The organism is Pseudarthrobacter cellobiosi (genome assembly GCF_023913815.1).
Classification (GTDB): Bacteria; Actinomycetota; Actinomycetes; order Actinomycetales; family Micrococcaceae; genus Arthrobacter; species Arthrobacter cellobiosi.
This window is the reverse complement of the sequence record NZ_JAMXBK010000020.1, coordinates 191583-214987: the sequence shown is the minus strand read 5'-3', so window position 1 is coordinate 214987 and position 23405 is coordinate 191583. Positions and strand designations below refer to the sequence as shown.

24 protein-coding genes are annotated in these 23405 nt (G+C 65.5%); 23 read left to right on the top strand and 1 reads right to left on the bottom strand.

The window, feature by feature from the left end; all coding sequences use genetic code 11:
• From NG701_RS06680 to NG701_RS06620, 13 genes are all read left to right on the top strand, one after another.
• Nucleotides 1-546, top strand: a complete 546-nt coding sequence (locus NG701_RS06680) for a shikimate kinase (RefSeq protein WP_308292587.1) — start codon at nt 1-3, stop codon at nt 544-546.
• Nucleotides 543-1634: a 3-dehydroquinate synthase gene (gene aroB, locus NG701_RS06675; protein WP_058932360.1), complete on the top strand. Its 1092-nt coding sequence runs from the start codon at nt 543-545 to the stop codon at nt 1632-1634. The genes NG701_RS06680 and aroB overlap by 4 nt, the downstream gene beginning before the upstream one ends.
• The gene (locus NG701_RS06670) at nt 1634-2152 is read left to right on the top strand and encodes a tetratricopeptide repeat protein (RefSeq protein ID WP_252565534.1); all 519 of its coding nucleotides are present in this window, start codon (nt 1634-1636) and stop codon (nt 2150-2152) included. Before aroB ends, NG701_RS06670 begins: the two co-directional genes overlap by 1 nt.
• Before the next feature lie 178 nt (nt 2153-2330).
• Nucleotides 2331-2894, top strand: a complete 564-nt coding sequence (efp, locus tag NG701_RS06665; RefSeq protein ID WP_056340266.1) for an elongation factor P — start codon at nt 2331-2333, stop codon at nt 2892-2894.
• Nucleotides 2894-3304, top strand: a complete 411-nt coding sequence (gene nusB / locus NG701_RS06660; RefSeq protein ID WP_056340263.1) for a transcription antitermination factor NusB — start codon at nt 2894-2896, stop codon at nt 3302-3304. The genes efp and nusB overlap by 1 nt, the downstream gene beginning before the upstream one ends.
• 125 nt (nt 3305-3429) lie before the next feature.
• Nucleotides 3430-4164, top strand: coding sequence for a GntR family transcriptional regulator (locus NG701_RS06655; protein ID WP_252565532.1), 735 nt, complete (start codon nt 3430-3432; stop codon nt 4162-4164).
• 132 nt (nt 4165-4296) lie between these two features.
• A complete protein-coding gene (locus NG701_RS06650; RefSeq protein ID WP_252565530.1) occupies nt 4297-5298 on the top strand; it encodes a sugar phosphate isomerase/epimerase family protein in 1002 nt (333 codons plus the stop codon).
• A gap of 8 nt (nt 5299-5306) precedes the next feature.
• Nucleotides 5307-7097 carry a dihydroxyacetone kinase family protein gene (locus NG701_RS06645; RefSeq protein WP_252565528.1) on the top strand — a complete coding sequence of 597 codons (1791 nt, stop codon included), beginning with the start codon at nt 5307-5309 and terminating at the stop codon, nt 7095-7097.
• Nucleotides 7094-7576: a ribose-5-phosphate isomerase gene (locus tag NG701_RS06640; RefSeq protein ID WP_252565526.1), complete on the top strand. Its 483-nt coding sequence runs from the start codon at nt 7094-7096 to the stop codon at nt 7574-7576. Before NG701_RS06645 ends, NG701_RS06640 begins: the two co-directional genes overlap by 4 nt.
• Before the next feature lie 2 nt (nt 7577-7578).
• On the top strand, nt 7579-8547 hold the full coding sequence (locus tag NG701_RS06635) for a 3-hydroxyacyl-CoA dehydrogenase family protein (protein ID WP_252565524.1): 969 nt from the start codon (nt 7579-7581) through the stop codon (nt 8545-8547).
• A gap of 11 nt (nt 8548-8558) precedes the next feature.
• On the top strand, nt 8559-9326 hold the full coding sequence (locus NG701_RS06630) for an SDR family NAD(P)-dependent oxidoreductase (RefSeq protein ID WP_252565523.1): 768 nt from the start codon (nt 8559-8561) through the stop codon (nt 9324-9326).
• A gap of 156 nt (nt 9327-9482) precedes the next feature.
• Nucleotides 9483-10841, top strand: a complete 1359-nt coding sequence (locus NG701_RS06625; protein WP_252565522.1) for an MFS transporter — start codon at nt 9483-9485, stop codon at nt 10839-10841.
• Between the two features lie 9 nt (nt 10842-10850).
• Nucleotides 10851-11810 (top strand): triose-phosphate isomerase family protein, encoded by a 960-nt coding sequence (locus NG701_RS06620; protein WP_252565521.1) that lies wholly within the window; start codon nt 10851-10853, stop codon nt 11808-11810.
• Here the strand turns inward: NG701_RS06620 and NG701_RS06615 are convergent.
• Nucleotides 11722-12984 (bottom strand): PrsW family intramembrane metalloprotease, encoded by a 1263-nt coding sequence (locus NG701_RS06615; protein WP_252565520.1) that lies wholly within the window; start codon nt 12982-12984, stop codon nt 11722-11724. The two genes, NG701_RS06620 and NG701_RS06615, sit on opposite strands and share 89 nt — an antisense overlap.
• Before the next feature lie 100 nt (nt 12985-13084).
• On the opposite strand from NG701_RS06615, the gene pyrR reads away from it, so the two are divergent.
• The 10 genes from pyrR to rpoZ all read left to right on the top strand — a co-directional run bounded on the left by pyrR (nt 13085) and on the right by rpoZ (nt 23402).
• Entirely contained in the window at nt 13085-13672 is a 588-nt protein-coding gene (gene pyrR / locus NG701_RS06610; protein WP_252565519.1) for a bifunctional pyr operon transcriptional regulator/uracil phosphoribosyltransferase PyrR, read from the top strand.
• The gene (locus NG701_RS06605; RefSeq protein ID WP_252565518.1) at nt 13669-14712 is read left to right on the top strand and encodes an aspartate carbamoyltransferase catalytic subunit; all 1044 of its coding nucleotides are present in this window, start codon (nt 13669-13671) and stop codon (nt 14710-14712) included. The genes pyrR and NG701_RS06605 overlap by 4 nt, the downstream gene beginning before the upstream one ends.
• Nucleotides 14712-16064 (top strand): dihydroorotase, encoded by a 1353-nt coding sequence (locus tag NG701_RS06600; RefSeq protein WP_252565516.1) that lies wholly within the window; start codon nt 14712-14714, stop codon nt 16062-16064. Before NG701_RS06605 ends, NG701_RS06600 begins: the two co-directional genes overlap by 1 nt.
• Nucleotides 16064-16594 (top strand): PH-like domain-containing protein, encoded by a 531-nt coding sequence (locus tag NG701_RS06595; RefSeq protein ID WP_252565513.1) that lies wholly within the window; start codon nt 16064-16066, stop codon nt 16592-16594. The genes NG701_RS06600 and NG701_RS06595 overlap by 1 nt, the downstream gene beginning before the upstream one ends.
• A complete protein-coding gene (gene carA / locus NG701_RS06590; protein WP_374208660.1) occupies nt 16575-17846 on the top strand; it encodes a glutamine-hydrolyzing carbamoyl-phosphate synthase small subunit in 1272 nt (423 codons plus the stop codon). The genes NG701_RS06595 and carA overlap by 20 nt, the downstream gene beginning before the upstream one ends.
• A complete protein-coding gene (gene carB / locus NG701_RS06585) occupies nt 17846-21190 on the top strand; it encodes a carbamoyl-phosphate synthase large subunit (RefSeq protein WP_252565511.1) in 3345 nt (1114 codons plus the stop codon). Before carA ends, carB begins: the two co-directional genes overlap by 1 nt.
• Nucleotides 21183-22055: an orotidine-5'-phosphate decarboxylase gene (pyrF, locus tag NG701_RS06580; RefSeq protein WP_252565509.1), complete on the top strand. Its 873-nt coding sequence runs from the start codon at nt 21183-21185 to the stop codon at nt 22053-22055. Before carB ends, pyrF begins: the two co-directional genes overlap by 8 nt.
• Nucleotides 22056-22164: 109 nt before the next feature.
• Nucleotides 22165-22482, top strand: a complete 318-nt coding sequence (mihF, locus tag NG701_RS06575) for an integration host factor, actinobacterial type (RefSeq protein WP_252565589.1) — start codon at nt 22165-22167, stop codon at nt 22480-22482.
• Nucleotides 22483-22529: 47 nt separating this feature from the next.
• The gene (gmk, locus tag NG701_RS06570; protein WP_252565507.1) at nt 22530-23102 is read left to right on the top strand and encodes a guanylate kinase; all 573 of its coding nucleotides are present in this window, start codon (nt 22530-22532) and stop codon (nt 23100-23102) included.
• 39 nt (nt 23103-23141) lie between these two features.
• Nucleotides 23142-23402, top strand: a complete 261-nt coding sequence (gene rpoZ, locus NG701_RS06565) for a DNA-directed RNA polymerase subunit omega (RefSeq protein ID WP_056340218.1) — start codon at nt 23142-23144, stop codon at nt 23400-23402.
• The last annotated feature ends 3 nt before the right edge of the window (nt 23403-23405 follow it).

Below are 23405 nucleotides of genomic sequence, written 5' to 3'. Positions count from 1 at the left end.
GTGCCTGGCAACCGGCCCATTGTCCTCATCGGACCCATGGCGGTGGGGAAGTCCGCGATCGGCCACGAGCTGGCCAAGCTGCTGGACGTGCCGTTTGTCGACACGGATAATCTGATCGTGGACGCCCATGGCAGTATCGCTTCCATTTTTGCCGGCCGCGGCGAGCACGCGTTCCGGGAGATTGAGGCCCGGACGGTGGCCAGCGCGGTGGAGCATGCAGAAGGCTCGGCCAGCGTGATTTCCCTGGGCGGCGGTGCAGTGCTGGATTCCGGCACGCAGCAGCTTCTGGGCCGCTGCACTGTGGTGTACCTCGAATGCGATGAGGAAACCGTGGCCGTCCGCATTGCCCGGAACTCGGGCCGGCCGCTGCTTGCCGGCGATGCCATGGCCCGATGGTCCGCCCTCTTTGCCACCAGGAAACCCGTTTACGAACGGCTGGCCGACCTCGTGGTGGATGTCCGCCATGGCTCGGTCAGCGAGCTGGGACACCGGCTCGAAGTTGCGCTGCGTGACTACGCGGCCGCCAAACAGGAAGTTGAAAATTGAGCGTTGATTCAACAGTCATCAAGGTCACCGGCGAATCCGCTGGGCAGAATTACGACGTCGTAGTTGGCCGCGGTCTGCTGGGGAACCTTCCGGCGTTGCTGGGGGAGCGGGTGCGGCGTGTCCTGGTCATCCATCCCCGTGCGTTGCGGCTCACGGGTGATACTGTCCGCGACGAGCTGGCTGCAGCGGGTTTCACCTCGCTGACCGCGGAAATCCCGGACGCCGAAGAGGGAAAACACATCCAGGTCGCCGCTTTCTGTTGGCAGGTCCTGGGCCAGAACGATTTCACGCGCTCCGACGCCATCGTGGCAGTGGGCGGCGGGGCCGTCACCGACCTGGCCGGTTTTGTGGCGGCCACCTGGCTCCGCGGCGTGAAGGTCATCCACATGCCTACCAGCCTGCTGGGCATGGTGGATGCTTCCGTGGGTGGAAAGACCGGCATTAATACGGCTGAGGGCAAGAACCTGGTGGGCTCCTTCCACCCGCCGGCCGGAGTGCTGGTGGACCTGGATACCCTTAACACGTTGCCCAGGAATGAAATCATTTCCGGCATGGCAGAAGTTATCAAGTGCGGCTTCATCGCAGATCCGGCCATCCTTGACCTGGTTGAAAAGGACCCGGCGGCGGCCACCGACCCCGGATCGGACGCCCTGCGCGAACTCATTGAACGCGCCATTGCGGTCAAGGCCAAAGTGGTCTCGGAAGACCTCAAGGAATCCGGGCTGCGCGAAATCCTGAACTACGGCCACACCCTGGCCCACGCCATTGAACTGGTGGAGCGGTACTCCTGGCGCCACGGCGCGGCAGTATCGGTGGGCATGATGTTCGCCGCTGAACTTGCCCGCAGCGTTGGCCGGCTCAGCGACGCCGACGCCGACCGCCACCGCAGCATCCTGGAAACACTGGGACTCCCGGTCACGTACCGGCGGGACCGTTGGCAGGGGCTGCTGGACGGCATGCGGCGGGACAAGAAATCACGCGGGGACCTCCTGCGTTTTGTGGTCCTGGACGGCATCGCCAAGCCGGGCATCCTGGATGTCCCGGACACATCCCTGCTCTTCGCGGCCTACCAGGAAATCGCCTCCTGATGCAGGGCGACGTGGCGGGCACCAGCGACTGGCCCGAGGCTGGCTTCCCCGGAATCCGGATCAACCCGGTCTCCCTGCTGCCGGAGATTGTCAACGAGGACGCCTGCCGCGCGGCCCTGGCGGCGTCCACGGACCCGTCAGACCAGATCTTCGTCCTGATCGTGGAAGGGCACGCTGCGGAGGCGGCCGAACTGCTCGCGGAGGCCCGCTTCAAGGACCCTGAGTCCTTCCGGCTCCGCACGTTCGAGGCCGAGGTGCTGCGCGTCTCACACCGCACCGACCGCGCCCTTGATTTGTTCAGGCAGTTGCTCGCGGAGTTCCAAGGCACTGACCGTGAAGCCCTGGTCCTGCAACACCTGGGCAAGACTCAATACGCCGCCGGACACACGTCCGCCGCGGTGGAAGCCTTTGCCCGTGCACTGGATCTGCGGGTCGCGCAATCGGCTGATGCCGCACAGATCTACTCGTCCACCGTGGCGCTACAGCGGGCCCGCGACGTCCTGGATCTCGCCTGCTGACACGCCTGTCACGTTCCGGGGTGGGCGGCCGGTAAAGCCCGGACGCAGGCCGCCCGGGTTTTACCGGTAGAATGGTTCTTGGATTTTTGATAAACACGCGCTGGCGGGCCGTTCGGCATGCCTGGCCGGCATAGAACGTCTGACAACTGACCAGACAGATAGAAACCAGAGGATACCAGTGGCAACCACTAACGACATCAAGAACGGAACGGTCCTGAAGCTTGAGGGCCAGCTCTGGAACATCATTGAATTCCAGCACGTCAAGCCCGGCAAAGGTGGCGCGTTTGTGCGGACCAAGATGCGGAACGTGATGTCCGGCAAAGTTGTAGACAAGACGTTCAACGCCGGCCTTAAGATCGAGACCGCCACGGTTGACCGCCGCGACTACCAGTACCTGTACCAGGACGGCGCCGACTTCGTGTTTATGGACACCTCGGACTTCGACCAGCTCACCGTCTCCGGCGCCACTGTTGGCGACGCCACCAACTTCATGCTGGAGAACCAGATGGTGAACATCGCCATCCACGAAGGCAACCCGCTCTACATCGAACTTCCTCCCAGCGTTGTCCTGGAGATCACCTACACCGAGCCTGGCCTGCAGGGCGACCGCTCCTCGGCCGGCACCAAGCCCGCAACGCTGGAAACCGGCTACGAGATCCAGGTTCCGTTGTTCGTCGAGAACAACACCAAGGTCAAGGTCGATACTCGCGACGGCAGCTACCTCGGCCGGGTCAGCGAGTAGTGAGCGCACGCGGTAAGGCCCGTAACAGGGCGCTGGATGTCCTCTTCGAAGCTGAGCAGCGCTCGGTTTCCGCCTTCGATGTACTCAGGTCCCGGCGCGAACTGACAGACCAGATCGTGAACCCGTACACCTTGGAAATCGTGGAAGGCGTCGTCTCACAGCAGACCGCCATCGACGAATTCCTCGAGACCTATTCCCAGGGCTGGACCCTGGAACGTATGCCTTCGGTGGACCGGATCATCCTGCGGATCGGCACCTGGGAACTGCTGTACAACGACGACGTTCCCGACGGTGTCGCGGTCAGTGAGGCAGTGGCACTGTCCAAGACGCTCTCAACGGATGAATCGCCGTCGTTCATTAACGGCCTCCTCGGCCGGCTGCAGCAGCTGAAGCCCTCCCTCTTGGCCTGAGCTGTTACGGCGCGGGCAAAGAGCCCGCGCAGAGCGTCATGAAGAGCCCCGGCCAGGTCCACCTGGCCGGGGCACTTTGCGTCCCGGAAACGATCGCTGACCGGCGCTTCCTATAGGATCTGACTATGCAAAACGCGTCCCCAGGCCCCCGCGCCGGCAGCAGCACAGATGACCAGACCGGCCCCCGCAGGACCGGCCGCGCGGTCAGCCGCGAGGTGCTGGCGGACCACGTTTATGCGGAGCTCCTGGCCTCCCTCATGGATGGCCGGCTGGCGCCCGGCGCCGTGGTCAGCATTGACGGGACGGCCCGCGAACTGGACGTTTCTCCCACTCCGGTCCGCGAGGCCCTTGCACGGCTTGAGCACACCGGAATGGTCCGCAGGGTGGCGCTGAAAGGCTACCGCGTGGCTCCCGTTTTTACGCAAGAGGATTTTGCGGAGCTGATGGAGGCGCGGTTGGCAATCGAGCCCGTCAACGCCCGGCTGGCCTGTGAACGCATCAACCAGCACGGCCTGGCCGAGCTCGGGAAGGCCGTCGAGGACTTGAAATCCGCACCGCGGGGACCTTCGTTTGCCGAGTTCAAGGACTACCTCGAAGCGGACGAGAGGTTCCACCAGCTGATTGCGCGGCAAACGGGCAATCAGTTTATGGAGGCCGCCTACTCAGCCCTTGGGGGACAGGTCCAACGGTTCCGGCTTTTTGGCGGCGTGGGCATTACGGACGCCGAGCACGCCATCGCGGAACACCAGGCAGTCCTGGATGCCGTTACCACCGGGGATCCGGACAAAGCAGCGGCAGCCATGGCGGACCACATCCGCAAGGTCCGTTCCCGGGCCATTGCCGACGCCCCGGAAAGCTAAACCCGGCCCCATCCAGGTAGCGCTCCAGAGCCCTATCTAGTTTGGGAGGACCCAGCCAGGATGTGATCTTGACAACTCTTTTTTGATAGTAGATCCTATAGGAAAGAGGATTACGAAGAGGAGTAAAGCACCGTGGCTTACACAGCTGAGAATTGGCCCATCACCGCGGCACTGCTGCAGTTTCCGGGAACTGATGCCAAGGGCACACAGATCAATGACGCCGACGCGTCCAGTTGGGCGGAAGTCCTGACCGAGGTCAAGGAAGCCGGCTTCACCAACGCTGACCTGACCGACAGCTGGGTCCGCCCCGGCGATCTGAGCAACGAGCGGCTCGCCGAGTTCAAGCAGACCGCAGAGATTGTGGGCATCGGGATCCCGGTCATTTCCGCCATCCGCCGCAGCGTGATCCACCAGACGGACTGGGCAGACAACCTCGCCTACAGCCACCGGACCATCGACGCAGCCGCCGAGCTCGGCTGCGAAGTAGTTTCCTTCGGACTGCACCAAGCCATTACTCCGGAGCAGCAGAAGCAGCTGTGGTTCTGGACCGTTGAGGGCTACAAGGACCCGGTGGGGGACAAGGAAGTGTGGGGCAAGGCAGTCTCCCGCATCCGTGAGCTGGGCAAGCACGCAGCAGACGCCGGCGTCCTGCTCTCCCTGGAGATGTACGAGGATACCTACCTCGGCACGGCAGACTCCTCAGTACAGCTGGTGCAGGACATCGGCCTGGCCAATGTTGGGCTCAACCCGGACCTCGGCAACCTGATCCGGCTGCACCGGCCCATCGAGGACTGGCGCGAAATGGTAGCCAAGACCATGCCGTACTCGAACTACTGGCACATGAAGAACTACATCCGGGACGAGGACGTGGCGCGGGACAGCTACATCACCATGCCCGCCCCGATGGAGAGCGGCCTCATCAACTACCGCGAAGCCTTCAAGGTTGCACTCGCCGCCGGCTACCAGGGCATCATCTGCGCCGAGCACTACGGCGGGGACGGCCTGAGCGTTACGGCACGCAACCAGGAGTACCTCCGCCGCCATGTCCTGCCGAAGCGGGACGGCTACGCCCTGGGCCAGAGCCAGGTGTCCCAGGGGCGGCAACAGCCCGCCGCGGAACTGGCAGGAGTCTAGGAAGAGCCATGACGCAGATCTTTGACAATCCCGCTGATTTCGCGGATGAGGCGCTGGACGGCTTCATCGCTGCCAACCGCGCATACGTTGCCCGCGTTGACGGCGGTGTGGTCCGCTCGACTGAGGTGCCCGCCGGCCAGGTTGCACTGGTCGTCGGCGGCGGCTCCGGCCACTACCCGGCCTTCGCCGGTCTGGTTGGGCCGGGGCTGGCAACAGCCTCCGCCTGCGGCAACATGTTCGCTTCACCGGCCGCCGGGCAGATTTACCGCGTGGCCAAAGAGGCAAACGCCGGCGGGGGAGTGCTGCTGAGCTACGGCAACTACGCGGGCGACGTCCTTCACTTCGGCCAGGCGCAGCTGCGCCTGAACGCCGAAGGCATCGAGACCCGCACCGTCACCGTCACGGACGACATCGCCAGTGCACCACCGGACCAGATCGGAAAGCGCCGCGGCATTGCCGGCGACCTCACGGTTTTCAAGATTGCCGGCGCCGCCGCCGAGGCAGGTCTGGGCCTGGACGAGGTGGAACGGCTCGCCATCAAGGCCAATGACCGCACGCGTTCCCTGGGCGTGGCCTTCGACGGCTGCACGCTGCCCGGCGCCGGCGAACCGCTCTTCCACGTGCCCGTAGGCCAGATGTCCCTGGGCCTGGGCATCCACGGGGAACCGGGCATCTCGGAACATCCCATGCCCACGGCGTCCGAACTCGCCGAACTGTTGGTCTCGCGCCTCCTCGCGGACACCCCGGATCGCCGCGGAAGCCGCGTGGTGGCCATCGTCAACGGACTGGGGACCGTCAAGTACGATGAACTCTTCCTCCTGTTCGGCAAGATCGAGAAACTCCTCGTCAACGCCGGACTGACAGTGGTGGAACCGGAATGCGGCGAGTTGGTCACGAGCCTGGACATGTCCGGACTTTCCCTCACGCTGCTCTGGCTGGACGAGGAACTCGAACGCTACTGGGCCGCCCCTGCAGACTCACCGGCCTACCGCAAGGGCAACCTTGCAAAGCGTGCCCGCCGCGACGCTGTACAGCAGGAAGACCTTGAGGCAGCCGAGGCGGAATCACCGTCACTGGCTTCCGCTGACCTGGGCCAGCTGGCAGCCGCCGTGCTCGCCCAGGTTCGGGACGTCGTCGTCGAGCACGAAGAGGAACTGGGCAACCTGGACGCCATTGCCGGCGACGGCGACCACGGCATCGGCATGCGCCGCGGCGTGGAAGCCGCAGTCGACGCCGCCGCGCAGGCCGCAGCGGCCGGAGCTTCGGTAGGGCGGGTGCTTGAAGCAGCCGGCGAAGCCTGGAGCGAACGAGCCGGCGGCACCTCAGGCGCACTGTGGGGATCCGCGGTCATCGCTTCAGGACTGGCCCTGGGCAACCGGGAAACCTACACCGACGAGGACGCGGTTGCCGCCGTGACCGCATTCGTGGGTGCCATTACAGAGCTCGGCAAGGCCGAGCCGGGCGACAAGACCATGGTGGACGCGCTCCTGCCCTTCCGGGAGGCTCTTCTCCGGGAGTTCGACGGCGGCACCTCCCTCGCAGGGTCTCTCACCGCAGCCGCAGTCGCTGCCCGGGCGGCGGCCGCGAAGACAGCGGAACTGCGCCCGCTCAAGGGCCGCGCCCGTCCGCTGGCCGAAAAGAGCCTCGGGCACCCCGACCCCGGCGCGGTCTCCTTTGGACTGATCGCCGAACGGATTGCCGCATACTTCCACGCCGGGCCCGCGGAGCCAGGCTTCACGCAATCAGGGCTGGCCCATTCTGAACTGGCCTCCGCGGCTGGAAAAGGAGCAACGACATGAATACCCACGCAGGGTGGCGCATAGTCATCGGCAACGATGAGGCCGGCGTTGAATACAAGGAAGCACTGAAAGCGCTGCTTGCGGCAGACAGCCGCGTTGCCTCTGTGCTGGACATCGGTGTTGGGGCCAACGATGCCACCGCCTACCCGCACGTCGCGGTCAATGCCGCCCGTAAGGTGGCCGACGGCGACGCCGACCGTGCACTCCTCATCTGCGGAACGGGACTGGGCGTGGCCATCGCAGCCAACAAGGTCCCCGGAATCCGGGCCGTGACGGCCCACGACAGCTATTCCGTGGAGCGCTCCGTCCTCAGCAACAACGCCCAGGTCCTCACCCTGGGCCAGCGGGTCATCGGCCTGGAACTCGCCAAGAAGCTCGTGGGCGAGTGGCTCAAGTACCGCTTTGATGAAAGTTCAGCGTCCGCCGACAAGGTCGACGCCATCTGCTCCTATGAGCCCGAATACACGAAGGCAGTCTGATCATGACCACAACACCCAACAGCGCACGCAAGATCGCCGTCGTCGGATCGGGCTACATGGGCGGCGGTATCGCCCAGGTCCTGGCACTGGGCGGAGCCCGCGTTGCCCTGGCCGATGTCTCCGCCGAGGTGGCGCAGAAGAACTATGACCGTCTGCTGGCCGAATCGGACCAGTTCGTGGCCGACGGACTGTTCCCCGAGGGTTCAACCGCCATCCTCAAGCAGAATCTGTGGGCCGCCAACGACATCGAGGAAGCCGTGGCGGATGCCGACTTCATCGAAGAAGCCGTGCCCGAAGTCATCGCCATCAAGCACCAGACGCTGGCCCGGATCAGCGCCGCCGCCCGGCCGGACGCCATCATCGGTTCCAACACGTCAACCATCTCCATCGCGGAGCTGTCCGAGCCGGTCGCCAACTCGGAGCGGTTCCTGGGCGTGCACTTCTCGAACCCGTCCCCGTTCATCCCTGGCGTGGAAATCATCCCGCATGCCGGTACGTCGGCGGCCACCATCGGCGCCGTCCGGGACCTGGTCCATGCCGCCAACAAGCAGACCGCGGTGGTCAAGGACGTCACAGGATTCGTCCTGAACCGCCTGCAGTACGCCCTCTTCCACGAGGCCGCGCAGCTCGTGGAGCAGGGAATCGCTACCGCTGAGGACGTGGACACCCTGGTCCGCACCACCTTCGGCTTCCGCCTGCCGTTCTTCGGTCCGTTCGCCATCGCAGACATGGCCGGACTGGACGTCTACAACTTCTGCTACAACTCCCTGCAGACCGAATTCCCGGAACGCTTCGCCACGCCCAAGATCCTGAGTGACCTAGTGGAAGCAGGCAAACTCGGCACCAAGACCGGCGCGGGCTTCCTCAACGTCCCGGCCGAACGCACCCCGGAACTCATCGCCTACCGGAACAGGGCCTACGTGGCCATGCAGAAGCTCATCGACGGGCTCGGCCCGGCCCCCATCAACTAAGGAGCATTTCCATGACCACTTTCCCCACTGAACGCACCGCAATCATCACCGGCGCCGTCTCCGAACGCGGTATCGGCCGTGCCACGGCCGGATACCTTGCCGCCCAGGGCTGGAACATCGGCATCATCGACCTGGATGACGCCCAGTCCCAGGCCACCGCCAAGGAAATCGCCGCCCAGTACGGCGTGAAGGCCCACGGCGTCGGCGCCAACATCGGCGACGAAGCCTCCGTCCGCGCAGCCATCGACTCGATCGAAGCAGAGCTGCCACAGGTCGTCGCACTGGCCAATGTGGCCGGCGTCAGCTCGCCTGTTCCGTATCTTGAACTGGACGCCGCTGAATGGGACCGCGTCATGAGCATCAACCTCAACGGTGTCCATTACGCCACCCGCCGCGTCGCCGAATCCATGGCGAAGAACCGGATCGGACGCATCGTGAACATCTCTTCCGTCTCCGCGCAACGCGGCGGCGGCACCTTCTCCAAAACGCCGTACTCCGCGGCCAAGGCAGGGGTCATCGGCCTGACCCGCGCCACCGCCCGCGAACTGGGGGAGTATGACATCACGGTCAACGCCATTTCCCCTGGCCCCGTCGACACGGACATCATGGGCGGCACCCTCAGCCAGGAACGCAAAGACGAACTCACCAAGGACCTCGTGGTCAACCGCGTCGGTTCCACCCGCGACATCGCAGCAGCCATCGCCTTCCTCATCAGCGAGGACGCCGGATACATCTCCGGCCAGACGCTGAACGTGGATGGCGGACTCTACATGCACTAGGAAGGACCACCATGGGCTCCTGGACCAAGGAACGCAGAATCTACATGGCCGTGGGCGTGTTCGCCTGCCTGGTCGGCGCAATACTCATCGCCTTCTCGCTCTAATCGCTCCACCTTCCACTGATTTGCTCACCTACTTACTCAACGAGGAGTTTGAATGACTGTCACCACTGGAACAAACGCCACCAAGGAGTTACTGGATTCACCGGTCCTCAAATCGGCGATCTCCAAAGCCTCCTTCCGGCTGATGCCGATGCTCGTCATCCTGTACGTCGTGGCATTCCTGGACCGCACCAACGTGGGCTTCGCCGAGGCAGCACTGGAAGTGGACAGAGGCATCACCGCCGGCGCATATGCCCTCGGCGCCGGAATCTTCTTCATCGGCTACGCATTGTTCGAGATCCCTTCCAACCTGCTGCTGACCAAGTTCGGTGCCAAGGTGTGGCTGGCCCGCATCGCCATCACGTGGGGCATCGTCTCCGCCTGCTTCGCCTTCGTCCAGGGCGAGACGTCCTTCATCATCCTGCGCTTCCTGCTGGGCGTCACCGAGGCCGGCCTGTTCCCGGGCGTCATCATGTTCCTGGCCGCCTGGTTCCCCAACAAGGTCCGCGTAAAGATGTTCGCCATCTTCTACCTGGCCCAGCCGTTCTCCCAGATGATGGGCGCCCCGCTGTCGGGGTGGCTCATCAACATCGGCGACCAGGTTCCCGGCGTTGCCGGCTGGCAAGTCATGTTCTTCGTTGAAGGCATGCTGGCGGTACTCGCCGGTATTGCGGCGTACTTCTTCCTCATCAACTCCCCGCAGGACGCGAAATTCCTGGACAAGGACGAGAAAAAGGCGCTTCTGGACGTTATGGCCCTCGAAGACGGGGTCAAGGAAAAGGACGGCCCCCGCGGAGTCCTCGCCGCCATGAAGAACCGCAAGGTCTGGTACTTCACCGCCATCTACTTCTGCCTCCAGATTGCCGTCTACGGCGTGACGTTCTACCTGCCGCAGCAGGTGGCACAGCTCACCGGGCAGAAGGTGGGCATCGAAGTCGGCCTGCTGGCGGCCATCCCATGGTTCTTCGGCATCTTCGCGTGCTACTTCATCGGCAAGGCTGCCAACACCATCGTCCGCCGCCGCATTTGGGGCACGGGCCTGTTTATCTCCACCGGCCTGTGCATCTTCGGCTCCGCCTGGGCGGGCTCCAACCACCTCCCGGCGCTGGGCATCATCTTCATCACCCTCGCGGTGTGCAGCTTCCTCTCGATCGGTCCCATCGCATGGTCCTACCCGACGGCGTTCCTCACCGGAACGGCGGCCGCTGCGGGCATCGGCTTGATTAACTCGCTGGGTAACCTGGGCGGCTTCGTGGCCCCCATCCTGCGGACCACGGTCAACCAGGTCACCGCATCGGACACCGGCACCATGGGCGTGTACGCCCTAGGCGTGCTTCCGTTCGTGGCGGCCATCATGATGTACGCCACCAAGAGGTTCCGCAACAAGGCCGACGATCTGCTCGACAACAAGTGACCGGACACCATGACTGAATGGAGCAGCGCTGACCAGAGCGGCACCCCGGAGATCCTCTACATCGGCGTCAGCACCAAGATGTACATGGGATACCGGGACTGCCTGGACTGGCTCGCCCGCATACGGCATGAAGTGGACTCCCGTCCGGCCCTTGCGGCCGGGCGTGTGGTCCCGTTTGTGATCCCTTCCTTCCCGGTTCTTCCGGCCGCCGGCAGCGTCATCTCAGGATCACCGCTTCTGCTGGGGGCCCAGAACTGCGGCTGGGCGGACGGCCCGTGGACAGGTGAGGTGTCGCCGTCGCTTCTGGCCGAGCTTGGGGTAAGCCTCGTGGAGATCGGCCACGCCGAACGGCGGCGGCACTTCGGCGAGGATAACACCATGATCGCCCGGAAAGTCAGGGCAGCCGACGACGCCGGCATTACCCCGCTGCTGTGCGTGGGCGAGGAAACACGCGATGAAAAAACCGGGACCGGAGCCAGCGGAGCGGCTGCATTTGTCCATCAGCAGATCGACGAGGCGGTCGGCGGTGACTGGGCCCTGGCATCCCGGCTCATGATCGCCTACGAACCGGTCTGGGCCATTGGCGCAGCGGAGCCCGCCGACGCAGGCTGCGTCGCCGCCGTCGTGCGTTCACTGCGGACGCTGCTGGCTGCCCATTCGCACGAGGCCGGCGACGCGTTGGGGGAGCTGCCGGTCATCTATGGCGGGTCGGCCAGGCCAGGGCTGCTGCCCGCGCTCGACGGCGTCTCCGGGCTTTTCCTGGGCCGTTTCGCCCACGATGCGGAGAACTTCGGCAAAGTCCTCGATGAGGCACTGTCAATGACGGCTTTGCCGGAAGCTCTCCGGGGAACGTGGCAGGAGGAACCGAACAGCGCCCACGTCAGCCCGCGACGGCGGCGCGCAACGACAGAATCCGCTGAAGTTGCTGCTGTTCCTCCATCTGGTGCAGCCGGACGTCGCGGCCGCTGAGGATGCGCTGCCGGATGAAGGCGAGCTGGGTGGCAGAGTGCAGGAACGCCTTCATCTGCGGGCGGCGGTTATAGCCGGCCGCCCACTGCAGGGCGGTCCGCCGGCCGCGCGGGGTGGCCAGCAGTTCCACCTCGGCGGGGCTGAACCAGCCAGCCGCGGAATATTCCATCAGCCGTTGGCGCGTGAGCCGGTTTTCAGCGACGCGGAGGAGGATGATGCCCACAATAGCCAGCACAAAGATGGGCACCTGGATCAGGATGTACTCGGCCAGGAACCCCGCGCCCATGCTGTTCCACCGGTTATGCAGCAGCATCGCCGGGATCAGTCCGATGACAAAGGCCAGCACCGAGGCCCCGGGGTGCCAGCGGCGGGCAGCGAAACCCATGATGAGGCCGGTGGTTCCCGTGAAAATGGCATGGGCGAAGGGTGACATCGCGCCGCGGAGGAGGAAGATCTGGGCCAGGTCCGTTCCCGGGTTGGCGGATTCGGCGATGGCCCGTCCAAAGTAGAGGATGTTTTCGGTGAACGCGAAGCCGCCGGCGATGGTGAAGGCGAAGACTATGCCGTCCACCGGACCGTCGAAGTGTTTGCGCGCCAGCAGCAGGATCAGCAGCAGGCCCAGGGACTTCGCGAACTCCTCCACCACGGGCGCCTGGACGGTGGCCATAAACGTCTGGAAGTCCGCCACATCGCTGAACTGGAAGGTCAGGGCAAAGAGCGGCTGGATGAGCAGTGTGACGGCGATGGACACGGCCGCGCCCCAGGTGAATGCGAAGAGCAGGAGCCGCTTTGGTTCCGGTTCCCACCGGTCGATCAGGTAGACGGCAAGGAGCACCGCGGACAGCGGGATCAGCGACACCACAAAGCCCACCAGGAAGCCGCCCACGCCGGTGTTGGCCAGCAGGAAGGGCACCACCAGGAACAGGCTCAGGAACACAAGGGCGGCGCCGCCCACCGTGAGGGCCAGGAGGCCTGCGGGCCGCCTGCCTGCCAGGGTTGCCGGCGGAGGCCCCAGCGGCGGCAGCTGAGCTGCGTTGATTCCGGGCGCGGGACGGTAGTACTCCGGCTCAACCCGGCCCATCCAGCTGGGGTTGGCCTGCGTGGGGAAGGAATCCGGTGGCCCGGCCGGCCCGCTGGCCGGGCCGGAACCCGGCTGATGAGGGTGCATGGACATACTGGAAGCCTATGATGCCCCGCCCGATGTGGTAATTTTGAAACGCAAATGATCCTTTTTTAATTCCGTCCCGTGAGGCGGGGAAAGGGGAGACGAGAGTTTGACTTCTGTTACAAACGCACCGGTTCCAGCCAGGGTTGTCCTCAACCAGGCGGACATTGACCGTGCACTCACTCGAATCGCCCACGAGATCCTTGAGGCCAACAAAGGGGCCGAGGACCTGGTCCTGCTGGGCATCCCGCGCCGCGGTTACCCGCTGGCCGTCCGCCTCGCACACAAGATTGCAGCCGCGGACCCCAACGTGGACGCCACCGCCATTGTCGGGCAGCTGGACGTCACCATGTTCCGCGATGACCTTTCCCACCAGCCCACCAGGCCGCCGTACCCCACCCAGCTCCCGCGCACGGGAATCGATAACAAGGTTGTGGTGCTCATCGATGATGTCCTGTATTCCGGCCGCACCATCCGTGCCGCCCTTGACGCCATCATCGACCTCGGCCGTCCGCGGATCGTCCGGCTCGCTGTGCTGATCGACCGCGGCCACCGTGAGCTGCCCATCCGGGCCGACCACGTGGGCAAGAACCTGCCCACCTCGTCCGCCGAGAAGGTCCGGGTCCGCCTTGAGGAAACCGACACCGCCGCCGACGGTTCCGTAGTCAACGAAGTAGTTATCGAGGGCGGCGCGTGAAACACCTCCTCTCCACCGAAGACCTCAGCCTGGCCAACGCCATCCGCATCCTCGACACCGCCGAGGAAATGGCTGCCGTAGGGGACCGCGAAGTCAAAAAGCTCCCGGCCCTCCGCGGCCGCACCGTGGTGAACCTCTTCTTCGAAGACTCAACCCGCACGCGGATCTCCTTCGAAGCGGCCGCCAAGAGGCTGTCCGCCGACGTCATCAACTTCGCCGCGAAGGGCTCCTCCGTCTCCAAGGGCGAATCCCTCAAGGACACAGCCCAGACGCTGGCAGCCATGGGCGCGGACGCCGTTGTGATCCGGCACTGGGCCTCGGGTGCGCCGCACCGGCTCGCCGCCACGGACTGGATCGACGCCGCCGTCATCAACGCCGGCGACGGCACCCACGAACACCCCACGCAGGCCCTCCTGGACGCCTTCACCATGCGCCGGCACTGGTCAAAGCTGGCGGGATCCGCCTCGACCGGGTCGGACCTCAAAGGCATGCGCGTAGCCATCGCCGGGGACGTCCTGCACTCCCGCGTGGCCCGCTCCAACGTCTGGCTGCTCCGCACGCTCGGCGCCGAAGTCACACTCGTGGCGCCACCCACCCTGCTGCCCATCGGCGTCGAACACTGGCCGTGCAAGGTCAGCTACGACATGGACGACACCCTGGCGCAGGGTGTGGACGCCGTGATGATGCTGCGCGTGCAGGGCGAGCGGATGAACGCCTCGTTCTTCCCCTCCACCCGCGAATACTCGCGCCGCTGGGGCTTCGATGACAACCGGCTCCGGGCCCTGGACAGCCTGGGACTGAAGGACACCATCATCATGCATCCCGGACCCATGAACCGAGGCCTGGAGATTTCTTCCGCCGCCGCCGACTCACCCCGTTCCACCGTGCTTGCGCAGGTGCGCAACGGCGTCTCGGTCCGGATGGCCACCCTCTATCTGCTGCTCTCCGGGGATACCCGCGAACCAGCCGCCACAGCGGGCGCAGCCCGCACCAATGAAGCGCGTTCAAACGCCGCCCATTCCACCAAGGAGAGCAACTGATGGCAGAGAACAACGGAACCTATCTGATCCGCGGTGCGTCGATCCTGGGCGCCGGGGCCGAGGACCTGCTGATCAGTGGCGGCGTCATCGCCGCCCGGGGCGCAGCCGCTGCCACCCACCAAGACGCCCATGGCGCCACCATCATCGAAGCCGCCGGCCTGGTGGCCCTGCCCGGCATGGTGGACGTGCACACGCACCTGCGCGAACCCGGCCGCGAAGACGCTGAAACCGTCGAAACCGGCACCCGCGCCGCCGCCTTGGGCGGGTTCACCGCGGTCCACGCCATGGCCAACAGCAACCCGGTGGCGGACACCGCCGGTGTGGTGGAACAGGTCCACAGCCTCGGCCGCGCGGCCGGCTGGGTGGACGTCCGTCCTGTCGGCGCCGTGACCGTCGGCCTGGCCGGCGAGCAGCTCGCCGAACTCGGCGCCATGGCAGATTCCCGCGCCCAGGTCCGCATGTTCTCCGACGACGGCATCTGCGTCCACGATCCCGTGCTGATGCGCCGCGCCCTGGAGTACGTCAAAGCCTTCGACGGCGTGGTGGCCCAGCACGCGCAGGAACCCCGCCTTACCGCCGGGGCCCAGATGAACGAGGGCGCCGTCTCCGCCGTCCTGGGACTCACCGGCTGGCCGGCGGTGGCCGAGGAGAGCATCATCGCCCGTGACGTCCTGCTGACGCAGCACGTGAACTCCCGCCTGCACGTCTGCCACGTCTCCACCGCCGGCTCCGTGGAAATCATCCGCTGGGCCAAGGCACGCGGCATCAACGTCACCGCCGAAGTCACCCCGCACCACCTTCTGCTCACCGACGACCTGGTCCGCAGCTACAACCCCGTCTACAAGGTCAACCCGCCGCTGCGGACAGATGCAGATGTACAGGCACTGCGCGCCGGCCTGGCTGACGGCACCATCGACGTGGTGGGCACCGACCACGCCCCGCACCCGAGCGAGCACAAGGAATGCGAGTGGGCACAGGCCGCCATGGGCATGACCGGGCTGGAAACCGCTCTGTCCGTGGTCCAGCACACCATGATCGAAACCGGCCTCATGACCTGGGCCGATTTCGCCCGCGTGACCTCCACCGCGGCGGCGCAGATCGGCCGAGTGGCGGACCAGGGCCGTCCCCTGGACGCCGGCGAACCCGCCAACATGATCCTGGTGGACCCGGCGGCACGCTGGACCGTTGACCCTGCCACGATGGCAACCATGGGCCGCAACTCCCCGTTCGCCGGCCTGGAGCTGCCGGGCAAGGTGGTGTCCACCTTCTACAAGGGCCACCCCACCGTCCTGGACGGAAAGCTCAACACGCCGTACCGCGAACCGGCGGCGTCTGCGGCAGGCGCCTCCTGATGGACACCAAACTACTCACCGGCCTCATCACGACGGTGCTCATCGCTGTTGTCCTGCTGATGATCTGGGTAGGCTGGCGCAACCGACTCAGGCGGCAGGCCGACGTCGGCCGGTTGCCCGACGTGCCCGAGGCGCCCGGGGTGCCCCTCGCCGGGGCCGACGGCCAGTACGTTGCGTCCACCACCGCCGGAGACTGGCTGGACCGGATCGCGGTCCACAGGCTTGGCATCCGGACCAATGCCGTTCTCAGCGTGTACCCGCACGGCGTCCTCTTCGACAGAACGGGTGCCCCGGCGCTCTACATCCCGGCAGGAAGCCTCACCGCCGTCCGGCAGGAAAGCGGAATGGCCGGCAAGTTCGTTGAAAAGGACGGCCTCCTGGTCCTCACCTGGGACCTCGGGACCCACGAACTCGACACGGGTTTCCGGACCCGCCGGGCCGCCGACAAAGACGCCCTCTATGACTCCCTTCAGCAATTGATCGCCGCAGCCCCCCAGGAACATTCCCAGGATCCCCAGAGTGGAAAGTAAGACAGTGACAGAAACAGCGACAGCAAAAGCAGAGACCGCGGCACCAGCAGCCCTTTCCACCACAGTTCCCACACCGGCGGTATTCGTCCTGGAGGACGGCCGGATGTTCCGCGGCACCAGCTACGGCGCGCAGGGTACTGCCCTGGGCGAGGCCGTGTTCGCCACCGGTATGACCGGCTACCAGGAAACCATTACCGATCCTTCCTACGCCCGCCAGCTGGTGGTGCAGACGGCGCCACACATCGGCAACACGGGTGTGAACAGCGACGACGCCGAATCCCGGCGCATCTGGGTGGCCGGCTACATCGTCCGCGACGCCGCTCGCCGCCCCTCCAACTGGCGCTCCGAACGCTCCCTGGACGAGGAACTCATCGAGCAGGGGATCGTCGGCATCCAGGGCGTGGACACCCGCGCCATCACCCGACACCTGCGCGAGCACAAGACCATGCGCGCCGGCATCTTCTCGGGTGCGGCCGCCAAGGCCACGGACAAGGAGCTCCTTGACTCGGTCCTGGCCAGCGCCCCGATGGAAGGCGCCCGCCTGGCCGAGGAAGTCAGCGTCAGCGAAGCCTATGTGGTGGATCCCCAGGACCACGGCTGGGACGGCGAGCCGCGCTTCAGCATTGCCGCGATCGACCTCGGCATCAAGGCCATGACCCCCATCCGCTTCGCCGAGCGCGGCGTCCGGGTCCATGTCCTGCCGGCAACCTCCACCCTCGAGGACGTCAAGGCCGTCAACCCGGACGGCTTCTTTATGTCCAACGGCCCCGGAGACCCCGCCACGGCTGACGCCCAGGTCAAACTGCTGCGCTCCGTCCTGGACGAGAAGCTGCCGTACTTCGGCATCTGCTTCGGCAACCAGATCCTGGGACGCGCCCTGGGCTTCGGCACCTACAAGCTCCGCTACGGCCACCGCGGCATCAACCAGCCCGTCCTGGACCGCCGCACTGGCAAGGTGGAGATCACCTCGCAGAACCACGGCTTCGCCGTGGACGCACCGCTCGACGGCGCCACACAGGCTCCCGAGGAGCGCTACGGCCGTGTCGAGGTCAGCCACATCAGCCTCAACGACGACGTCGTCGAAGGCCTCGCGTGCCTGGACATCCCCGCCTTCTCGGTGCAGTACCACCCGGAAGCCGCAGCCGGCCCGCACGACGCCGCCTACCTGTTTGACCGTTTCATCGACCTGATGGCCGTCACCAAAACCGGCTCAGAGAACACCACCGATTCCAAGACTGAGGACAAGAAGTAATGCCCAAGAGAACTGACCTTAAGAGCGTCCTGGTCATCGGTTCCGGCCCGATCGTCATCGGCCAGGCCGCGGAGTTCGACTACTCCGGCACCCAGGCACTGCGTGTCCTCAAGGAGGAGGGCCTGCGGGTCATCCTGGTGAACTCGAACCCGGCCACCATCATGACGGACCCCGAGTTCGCCGACGCCACCTACATCGAACCCATCACCCCTGAGGTGGTGGAGAAGATCATCGCCAAGGAGCGCCCGGACGCGATCCTGCCCACCCTGGGCGGGCAGACCGCGCTGAACACAGCCATCGCGCTGGACAAGAACGGCGTGCTGGCCAAGTACAACGTGGAACTCATCGGTGCGAACATCGCCGCCATCGAGCTCGGCGAAGACCGCGAAAAGTTCAAGGGCGTGGTGGAACGCTGCGGCGCCGAATCGGCCCGCAGCCACATCATCCACACCATGGACGAGGCCTTCACCGCCGCCGAGGACCTCGGCTACCCCATGGTGGTCCGGCCTTCCTTCACCATGGGCGGCCTCGGCTCGGGCCTGGCCTACAACGAGAATGACCTCCGCCGCATCGTGGGCCAGGGCCTGCAGTACAGCCCCACGTCCGAGGTGCTGCTTGAAGAGAGCATCCTCGGCTGGAAGGAGTACGAGCTTGAGATGATGCGCGACAAAAACGACAACGTCGTGGTGGTCTGCTCCATCGAGAACTTCGACCCCGTGGGCGTGCACACCGGCGACTCCATCACCGTGGCGCCCGCACTGACCCTGACGGACCGCGAATACCAGCGGCTACGCGATATCTCCATCGCCGTCATCCGTGAGGTGGGCGTGGACACCGGCGGCTGCAACATCCAGTTCGCCATCGAGCCGGACACCGGCCGGGTAGTGGTCATCGAGATGAACCCGCGTGTATCCCGGTCCTCCGCCCTGGCGTCCAAGGCCACGGGCTTCGCCATCGCCAAGATCGCCACCAAGCTCTCCCTCGGCTACACGCTGGACGAGATCCCGAACGACATCACGCAGAAGACCCCGGCGTCGTTCGAGCCCACCCTGGACTACGTGGTGGTCAAGGTCCCGCGCTTCGCTTTCGAGAAGTTCCCGGCCGCCGACGACACCCTCACCACCACCATGAAGTCCGTGGGCGAAGCCATGGCCATGGGCCGCAACTTCACCGAGGCCCTGCAGAAGGCGCTGCGCTCCCTTGAGCAGAAGGGATCGCAGCTGGACTTCACCTCCGTCCCCGAGTGGGAAGTCCCGGAGCTGATCGAGAAGGCCAAGCGGCCCACCACCGAACGCCTGCACCAGGTCCAGCGTGCCCTGCTCGGCGGCGCCACCGTGGAACAGCTGTTCGAAGCCACCAAGATCGACCCCTGGTACCTGGACCAGCTCCAGTTGCTCAATGAGATCTCCCATGAGATCCGCCAGGCCGGAGCCCTGACCGTGGAGATGCTCAAGCGCGCCAAGCGCCACGGCTTCTCGGACGAGCAGATCGGTTCCCTCACGCACAACTCCGAAGCCGTGGTCCGCGGTGTGCGGCAGGCGCTCGGGATCCGTCCGGTCTACAAGACGGTGGATACCTGCGCCGCCGAGTTCGCCGCCTACACCCCGTACCACTACTCGTCCTACGACGAGGAGGACGAGATTGCGCTGCACTCCAAGCCGTCCATCCTGATCCTCGGCTCCGGTCCCAACCGCATCGGCCAGGGCATCGAGTTCGATTACTCCTGCGTCCACGCCTCCATGGCGCTGCGCAAGGCCGGCTATGAGACCGTTATGGTCAACTGCAACCCGGAGACCGTCTCGACGGACTATGACGTCTCCACGCGCCTATACTTCGAGCCGCTGACCCTTGAGGACGTCCTCGAGGTCATCGCCGCAGAGGAACGCACCGGCGGCGTGATGGGTGTCTTTGTGCAGCTCGGTGGCCAGACGCCGCTGAAGCTTGCACAGCAGCTGGCCGACGCCGGCGTCCCCATCCTTGGCACGTCACCGGAAGCGATCGACCTCGCCGAGCACCGCGGGGAGTTCTCCCGCGTACTCGACAACGCCGGACTGATCGCCCCGAAGAACGGCACCGCGGTGTCCTTCGAGGACGCAAAGAAAATCGCCGACGAGATTGGCTACCCCGTCCTGGTCCGCCCGTCCTACGTGCTCGGCGGCCGCGGTATGGAAATCGTCTACGACGAGCCGAACCTCTCCCGGTACATCGCCAACGCCACGGAAATTACCCCGGACCACCCGGTGCTGATCGACCGCTTCCTGGAGGACGCCGTCGAAATCGACGTCGACGCGCTCTTCGACGGCACCGACATGTACCTGGGCGGCATCATGGAACACATCGAGGAGGCCGGTATCCACTCCGGCGACTCCGCGTGTGTCCTGCCTCCCATCACCCTGGGCAACAACGTGATCGAGCGTGTCCGCACGGCAACCCGCGCCATCGCCGAGGGCGTGGGCGTCCGCGGCCTGATCAACATCCAGTTCGCGCTGGCCTCGGACGTTCTCTACGTGCTCGAAGCGAACCCGCGTGCCTCCCGCACCGTGCCGTTCGTCTCCAAGGCCACGGGCGTCCAGATGGCCAAGGCCGCCGCGCTGATCGGCACGGGTGTCACCATCCACCAGCTCCGGACCGCCTACAAGATGCTGCCGGAAACCGGTGACGGCTCCACGCTGCCGCTCGACGCTCCGGTCTCGGTCAAGGAAGCCGTGCTTCCGTTCAGCCGCTTCCGCACCCCGGAAGGCAAGGTTGTGGACTCGCTGCTCGGGCCGGAAATGCGGTCCACCGGTGAAGTCATGGGCATCGACAAGCACTTCGACACCGCCTTCGCCAAGAGCCAGGCAGCCGCCAACAATGCCCTGCCCACCGAAGGCAAGATCTTCGTCTCCGTGGCCAACCGGGACAAGCGGGCGGTCATCATGGCCGTCAAGCGCCTCTCGGACCTCGGCTTTGAGATCGTCTCCACCGGCGGCACCGCCGACGTCCTGCGCCGCAACGGCATCCAGGCCAGCACGGTCCGCAAGGTCGCCGAGGGCAGCAGCGCCGAAGGCGAGGGCACCATCGCAGACCTCGTCATCGCCGGCGAGATCGACATGGTCTTCAACACGCCCTCCGGCGGCGAAGCCCGCAGCGACGGCTACGCCCTGCGCGCCGCCGCGACCTCCATCGGCATCCCCTGCATCACCACGGTGGCAGAGTTCAACGCCGCGGTGCAGGCCATCGAGGCCATGCGCACCTACGAGTGGTCAGTGACCAGCCTGCAGGAGCACGCCGCTGCGCTGGTGGCGTCCCAGAAGGCAGCTGCGGAGAACGCGGCGGCCGAGTCTGCGGTTTCGCAGCATGCCTGAGGCCGGTTCCACCTCATCAAGCCCCGCCGGCCGGGAGTCCTTCGGCTCCCGGCTCGGGGCGGCCATGGCGTCCCGCGGGCCGCTGTGCGTGGGTATTGACCCGCACCCGGCACTCCTGAACGACTGGGGACTGGCCGACGACGCCGCAGGGCTGAGGCGGTTCTCGCTGACGGTCCTGGAGGCCGTCGGTTCGCTCGCTGCCGCGGTGAAGCCGCAGGTGGCGCTTTACGAGCGCCACGGCTCGGCCGGGATGGCAGTCCTTGAAGAGGTCCTGGCCGCGGCAGCGCAGGCACAGGTCCTCACCATCGCCGACGCCAAGCGGGGCGATATCGGCTCCACGATGGCTGCCTACGCGGACGCCTGGCTGCGGGACGGCTCGTCCCTGGCGGCCGACTCCGTGACCCTCAGCCCGTACCTGGGGTTTGAGTCGCTCCGCCCGGCCCTTGACCTGGCCGCGGACAACGGCCGCGGCGTTTTTGTCCTGGCGCTGACCTCCAATCCGGAGGGCGCTTCCGTGCAGCATGTGGGCGGAGCCGACTCCGTGGCCCGGCGGATCGTCGAGGCGGCAGCGGCAGAGAACAGCCGTTATGCCGGCAGCCTGGGGTCCGTTGGACTCGTCGTCGGCGCCACCGTGGGATCAGCGTTGACTGACCTGCACCTGGACCTTCCGGCGGTCCGGGGACCGATCCTCGCCCCCGGACTGGGCGCGCAGGGTGCAACCCCTGCGGACCTGCGCCGGACCTTCGGGGCCGCGTACCCGCAGGTCCTGGGCACGTCCAGCCGGGATATCCTGGCTGCCGGTCCAGGGACCCAAGGTCTCCGAAACGCTGCGTTGCGCACGCTTGTTGGGCTCCTCGGCGAATAGGTGCCTAATGGCGGCATCCATTGATTCACCGCCCGCCAAGGGGTAGGTTTCAGGACAAGTCCAATGGCGGTCGCCTTGGACTCAGCCGATGAATCCGGGGGTGTCCTCCATGAGCCTGCGACCCTTATCCGCTTCGGAACGCGCGGCCGCCCTGAACAAGGCGGCCGCCGCCCGGGCCGCCCGGGCCGCCGCGAAAGATCGCCTCAAGAATGGCAAGACATCGGCCGCGGACCTCCTTGACGCCGCCGCAGCGGACGACGCCTTGGCCCGGATGCGCGTGGTGGAGCTGTTGGAGGCTCTGCCGGGTATTGGAAAAGTCAGGGCTGCCGCCATTATGGAGCAGCTGGGCATAGCGGCCTCCCGCCGGCTCCGCGGCCTGGGCATTCACCAGCGCCAGGCGCTGGTAGATTTTATAGACGAGAAATAGGGCGTTCCTAGAGGCGCCCGCACCCAAACTCCGCCGCAAAGGAATACGTGAGCAAGAAACCGGGACTGACAGTCCTCGCTGGTCCGACGGCTGTTGGCAAAGGCACCGTGTCCACCTACATCCGGGACAAGTACCCCGAAGTCTGGCTTTCCGTATCGGCCACCACCCGCGCTCCGCGGCCCGGTGAGCAGGATGGCGTCCACTACTTCTTCAAGTCCAAGGAAGAGTTCGAGTCGCTCGTTGCAGCCGGCGAGTTCCTGGAGTGGGCCGTAGTCCACGGCCAGAACACCTACGGCACCCTGCGGAGTTCCGTGGACGAGGCCATCGCCGCCGGCAGGTCCGTCCTGCTGGAGATCGATCTGCAGGGTGCACGCCAGGTCAAGCAGGCCGTTCCTGACGCCCAGTTTGTGTTCCTGGCGCCGCCCAGCTGGGACGAAATGGTCCGCCGACTGGTGGGTCGCGGCACGGAAACTGAGCAGGAGCAGCAGCAGCGGCTGGAAACAGCTAAACTGGAACTTGCCGCTGAACCGGAGTTTAACCACACCGTCATCAATGATGACGTTCGCCGGGCAGCGGAGGAGCTTGTTTCACTCATGGGGCTGACCCCGCACCCGCACTAGTAGCCGGTACCAGCCAGCCCGTTAGAATTTGGAGAATTCGTGTCCACGAACCTTGAAGGCATCATCAACCCGCCGATCGACTCACTGCTTAAGGCAGCTGATTCCAAGTACGGCCTGGTGATCTTCGGTGCCAAGCGTGCACGTCAGATCAACGCTTACTACGCCCAGCTGCACGAGGGCCTGTTCGAGTACGTCGGCCCCCTGGTCGACACCAAGCTGAACGAGAAGTCGCTGTCCATCGCCCTGCGCGAAATCAACGAAGGCAAGCTCGTTTCCACGCCGATCGAAGCCGCAGAGTAAGTT

Bases quoted from the DNA above. Each gene is read 5' to 3' on its own strand.
- NG701_RS06655 (WP_252565532.1), top strand. From the start codon at position 3,430: ATGCAAAACGCGTCCCCAGGCCCCCGCGCCGGCAGCAGCACAGATGAC.
- NG701_RS06600 (WP_252565516.1), top strand. From the start codon at position 14,712: ATGGCAGAGAACAACGGAACCTATCTGATCCGCGGTGCGTCGATCCTG.
- NG701_RS06635 (WP_252565524.1), top strand. From the start codon at position 7,579: ATGACCACAACACCCAACAGCGCACGCAAGATCGCCGTCGTCGGATCG.
- NG701_RS06620 (WP_252565521.1), top strand. From the start codon at position 10,851: ATGACTGAATGGAGCAGCGCTGACCAGAGCGGCACCCCGGAGATCCTC.
- mihF (WP_252565589.1), top strand. From the start codon at position 22,165: ATGAGCCTGCGACCCTTATCCGCTTCGGAACGCGCGGCCGCCCTGAAC.
- NG701_RS06670 (WP_252565534.1), top strand. From the start codon at position 1,634: ATGCAGGGCGACGTGGCGGGCACCAGCGACTGGCCCGAGGCTGGCTTC.
- NG701_RS06615 (WP_252565520.1), bottom strand. From the start codon at position 12,984: ATGTCCATGCACCCTCATCAGCCGGGTTCCGGCCCGGCCAGCGGGCCG.
- carB (WP_252565511.1), top strand. From the start codon at position 17,846: ATGCCCAAGAGAACTGACCTTAAGAGCGTCCTGGTCATCGGTTCCGGC.
- NG701_RS06640 (WP_252565526.1), top strand. From the start codon at position 7,094: ATGAATACCCACGCAGGGTGGCGCATAGTCATCGGCAACGATGAGGCC.
- NG701_RS06625 (WP_252565522.1), top strand. From the start codon at position 9,483: ATGACTGTCACCACTGGAACAAACGCCACCAAGGAGTTACTGGATTCA.
- NG701_RS06645 (WP_252565528.1), top strand. From the start codon at position 5,307: ATGACGCAGATCTTTGACAATCCCGCTGATTTCGCGGATGAGGCGCTG.
- NG701_RS06630 (WP_252565523.1), top strand. From the start codon at position 8,559: ATGACCACTTTCCCCACTGAACGCACCGCAATCATCACCGGCGCCGTC.
- pyrF (WP_252565509.1), top strand. From the start codon at position 21,183: ATGCCTGAGGCCGGTTCCACCTCATCAAGCCCCGCCGGCCGGGAGTCC.
- NG701_RS06595 (WP_252565513.1), top strand. From the start codon at position 16,064: ATGGACACCAAACTACTCACCGGCCTCATCACGACGGTGCTCATCGCT.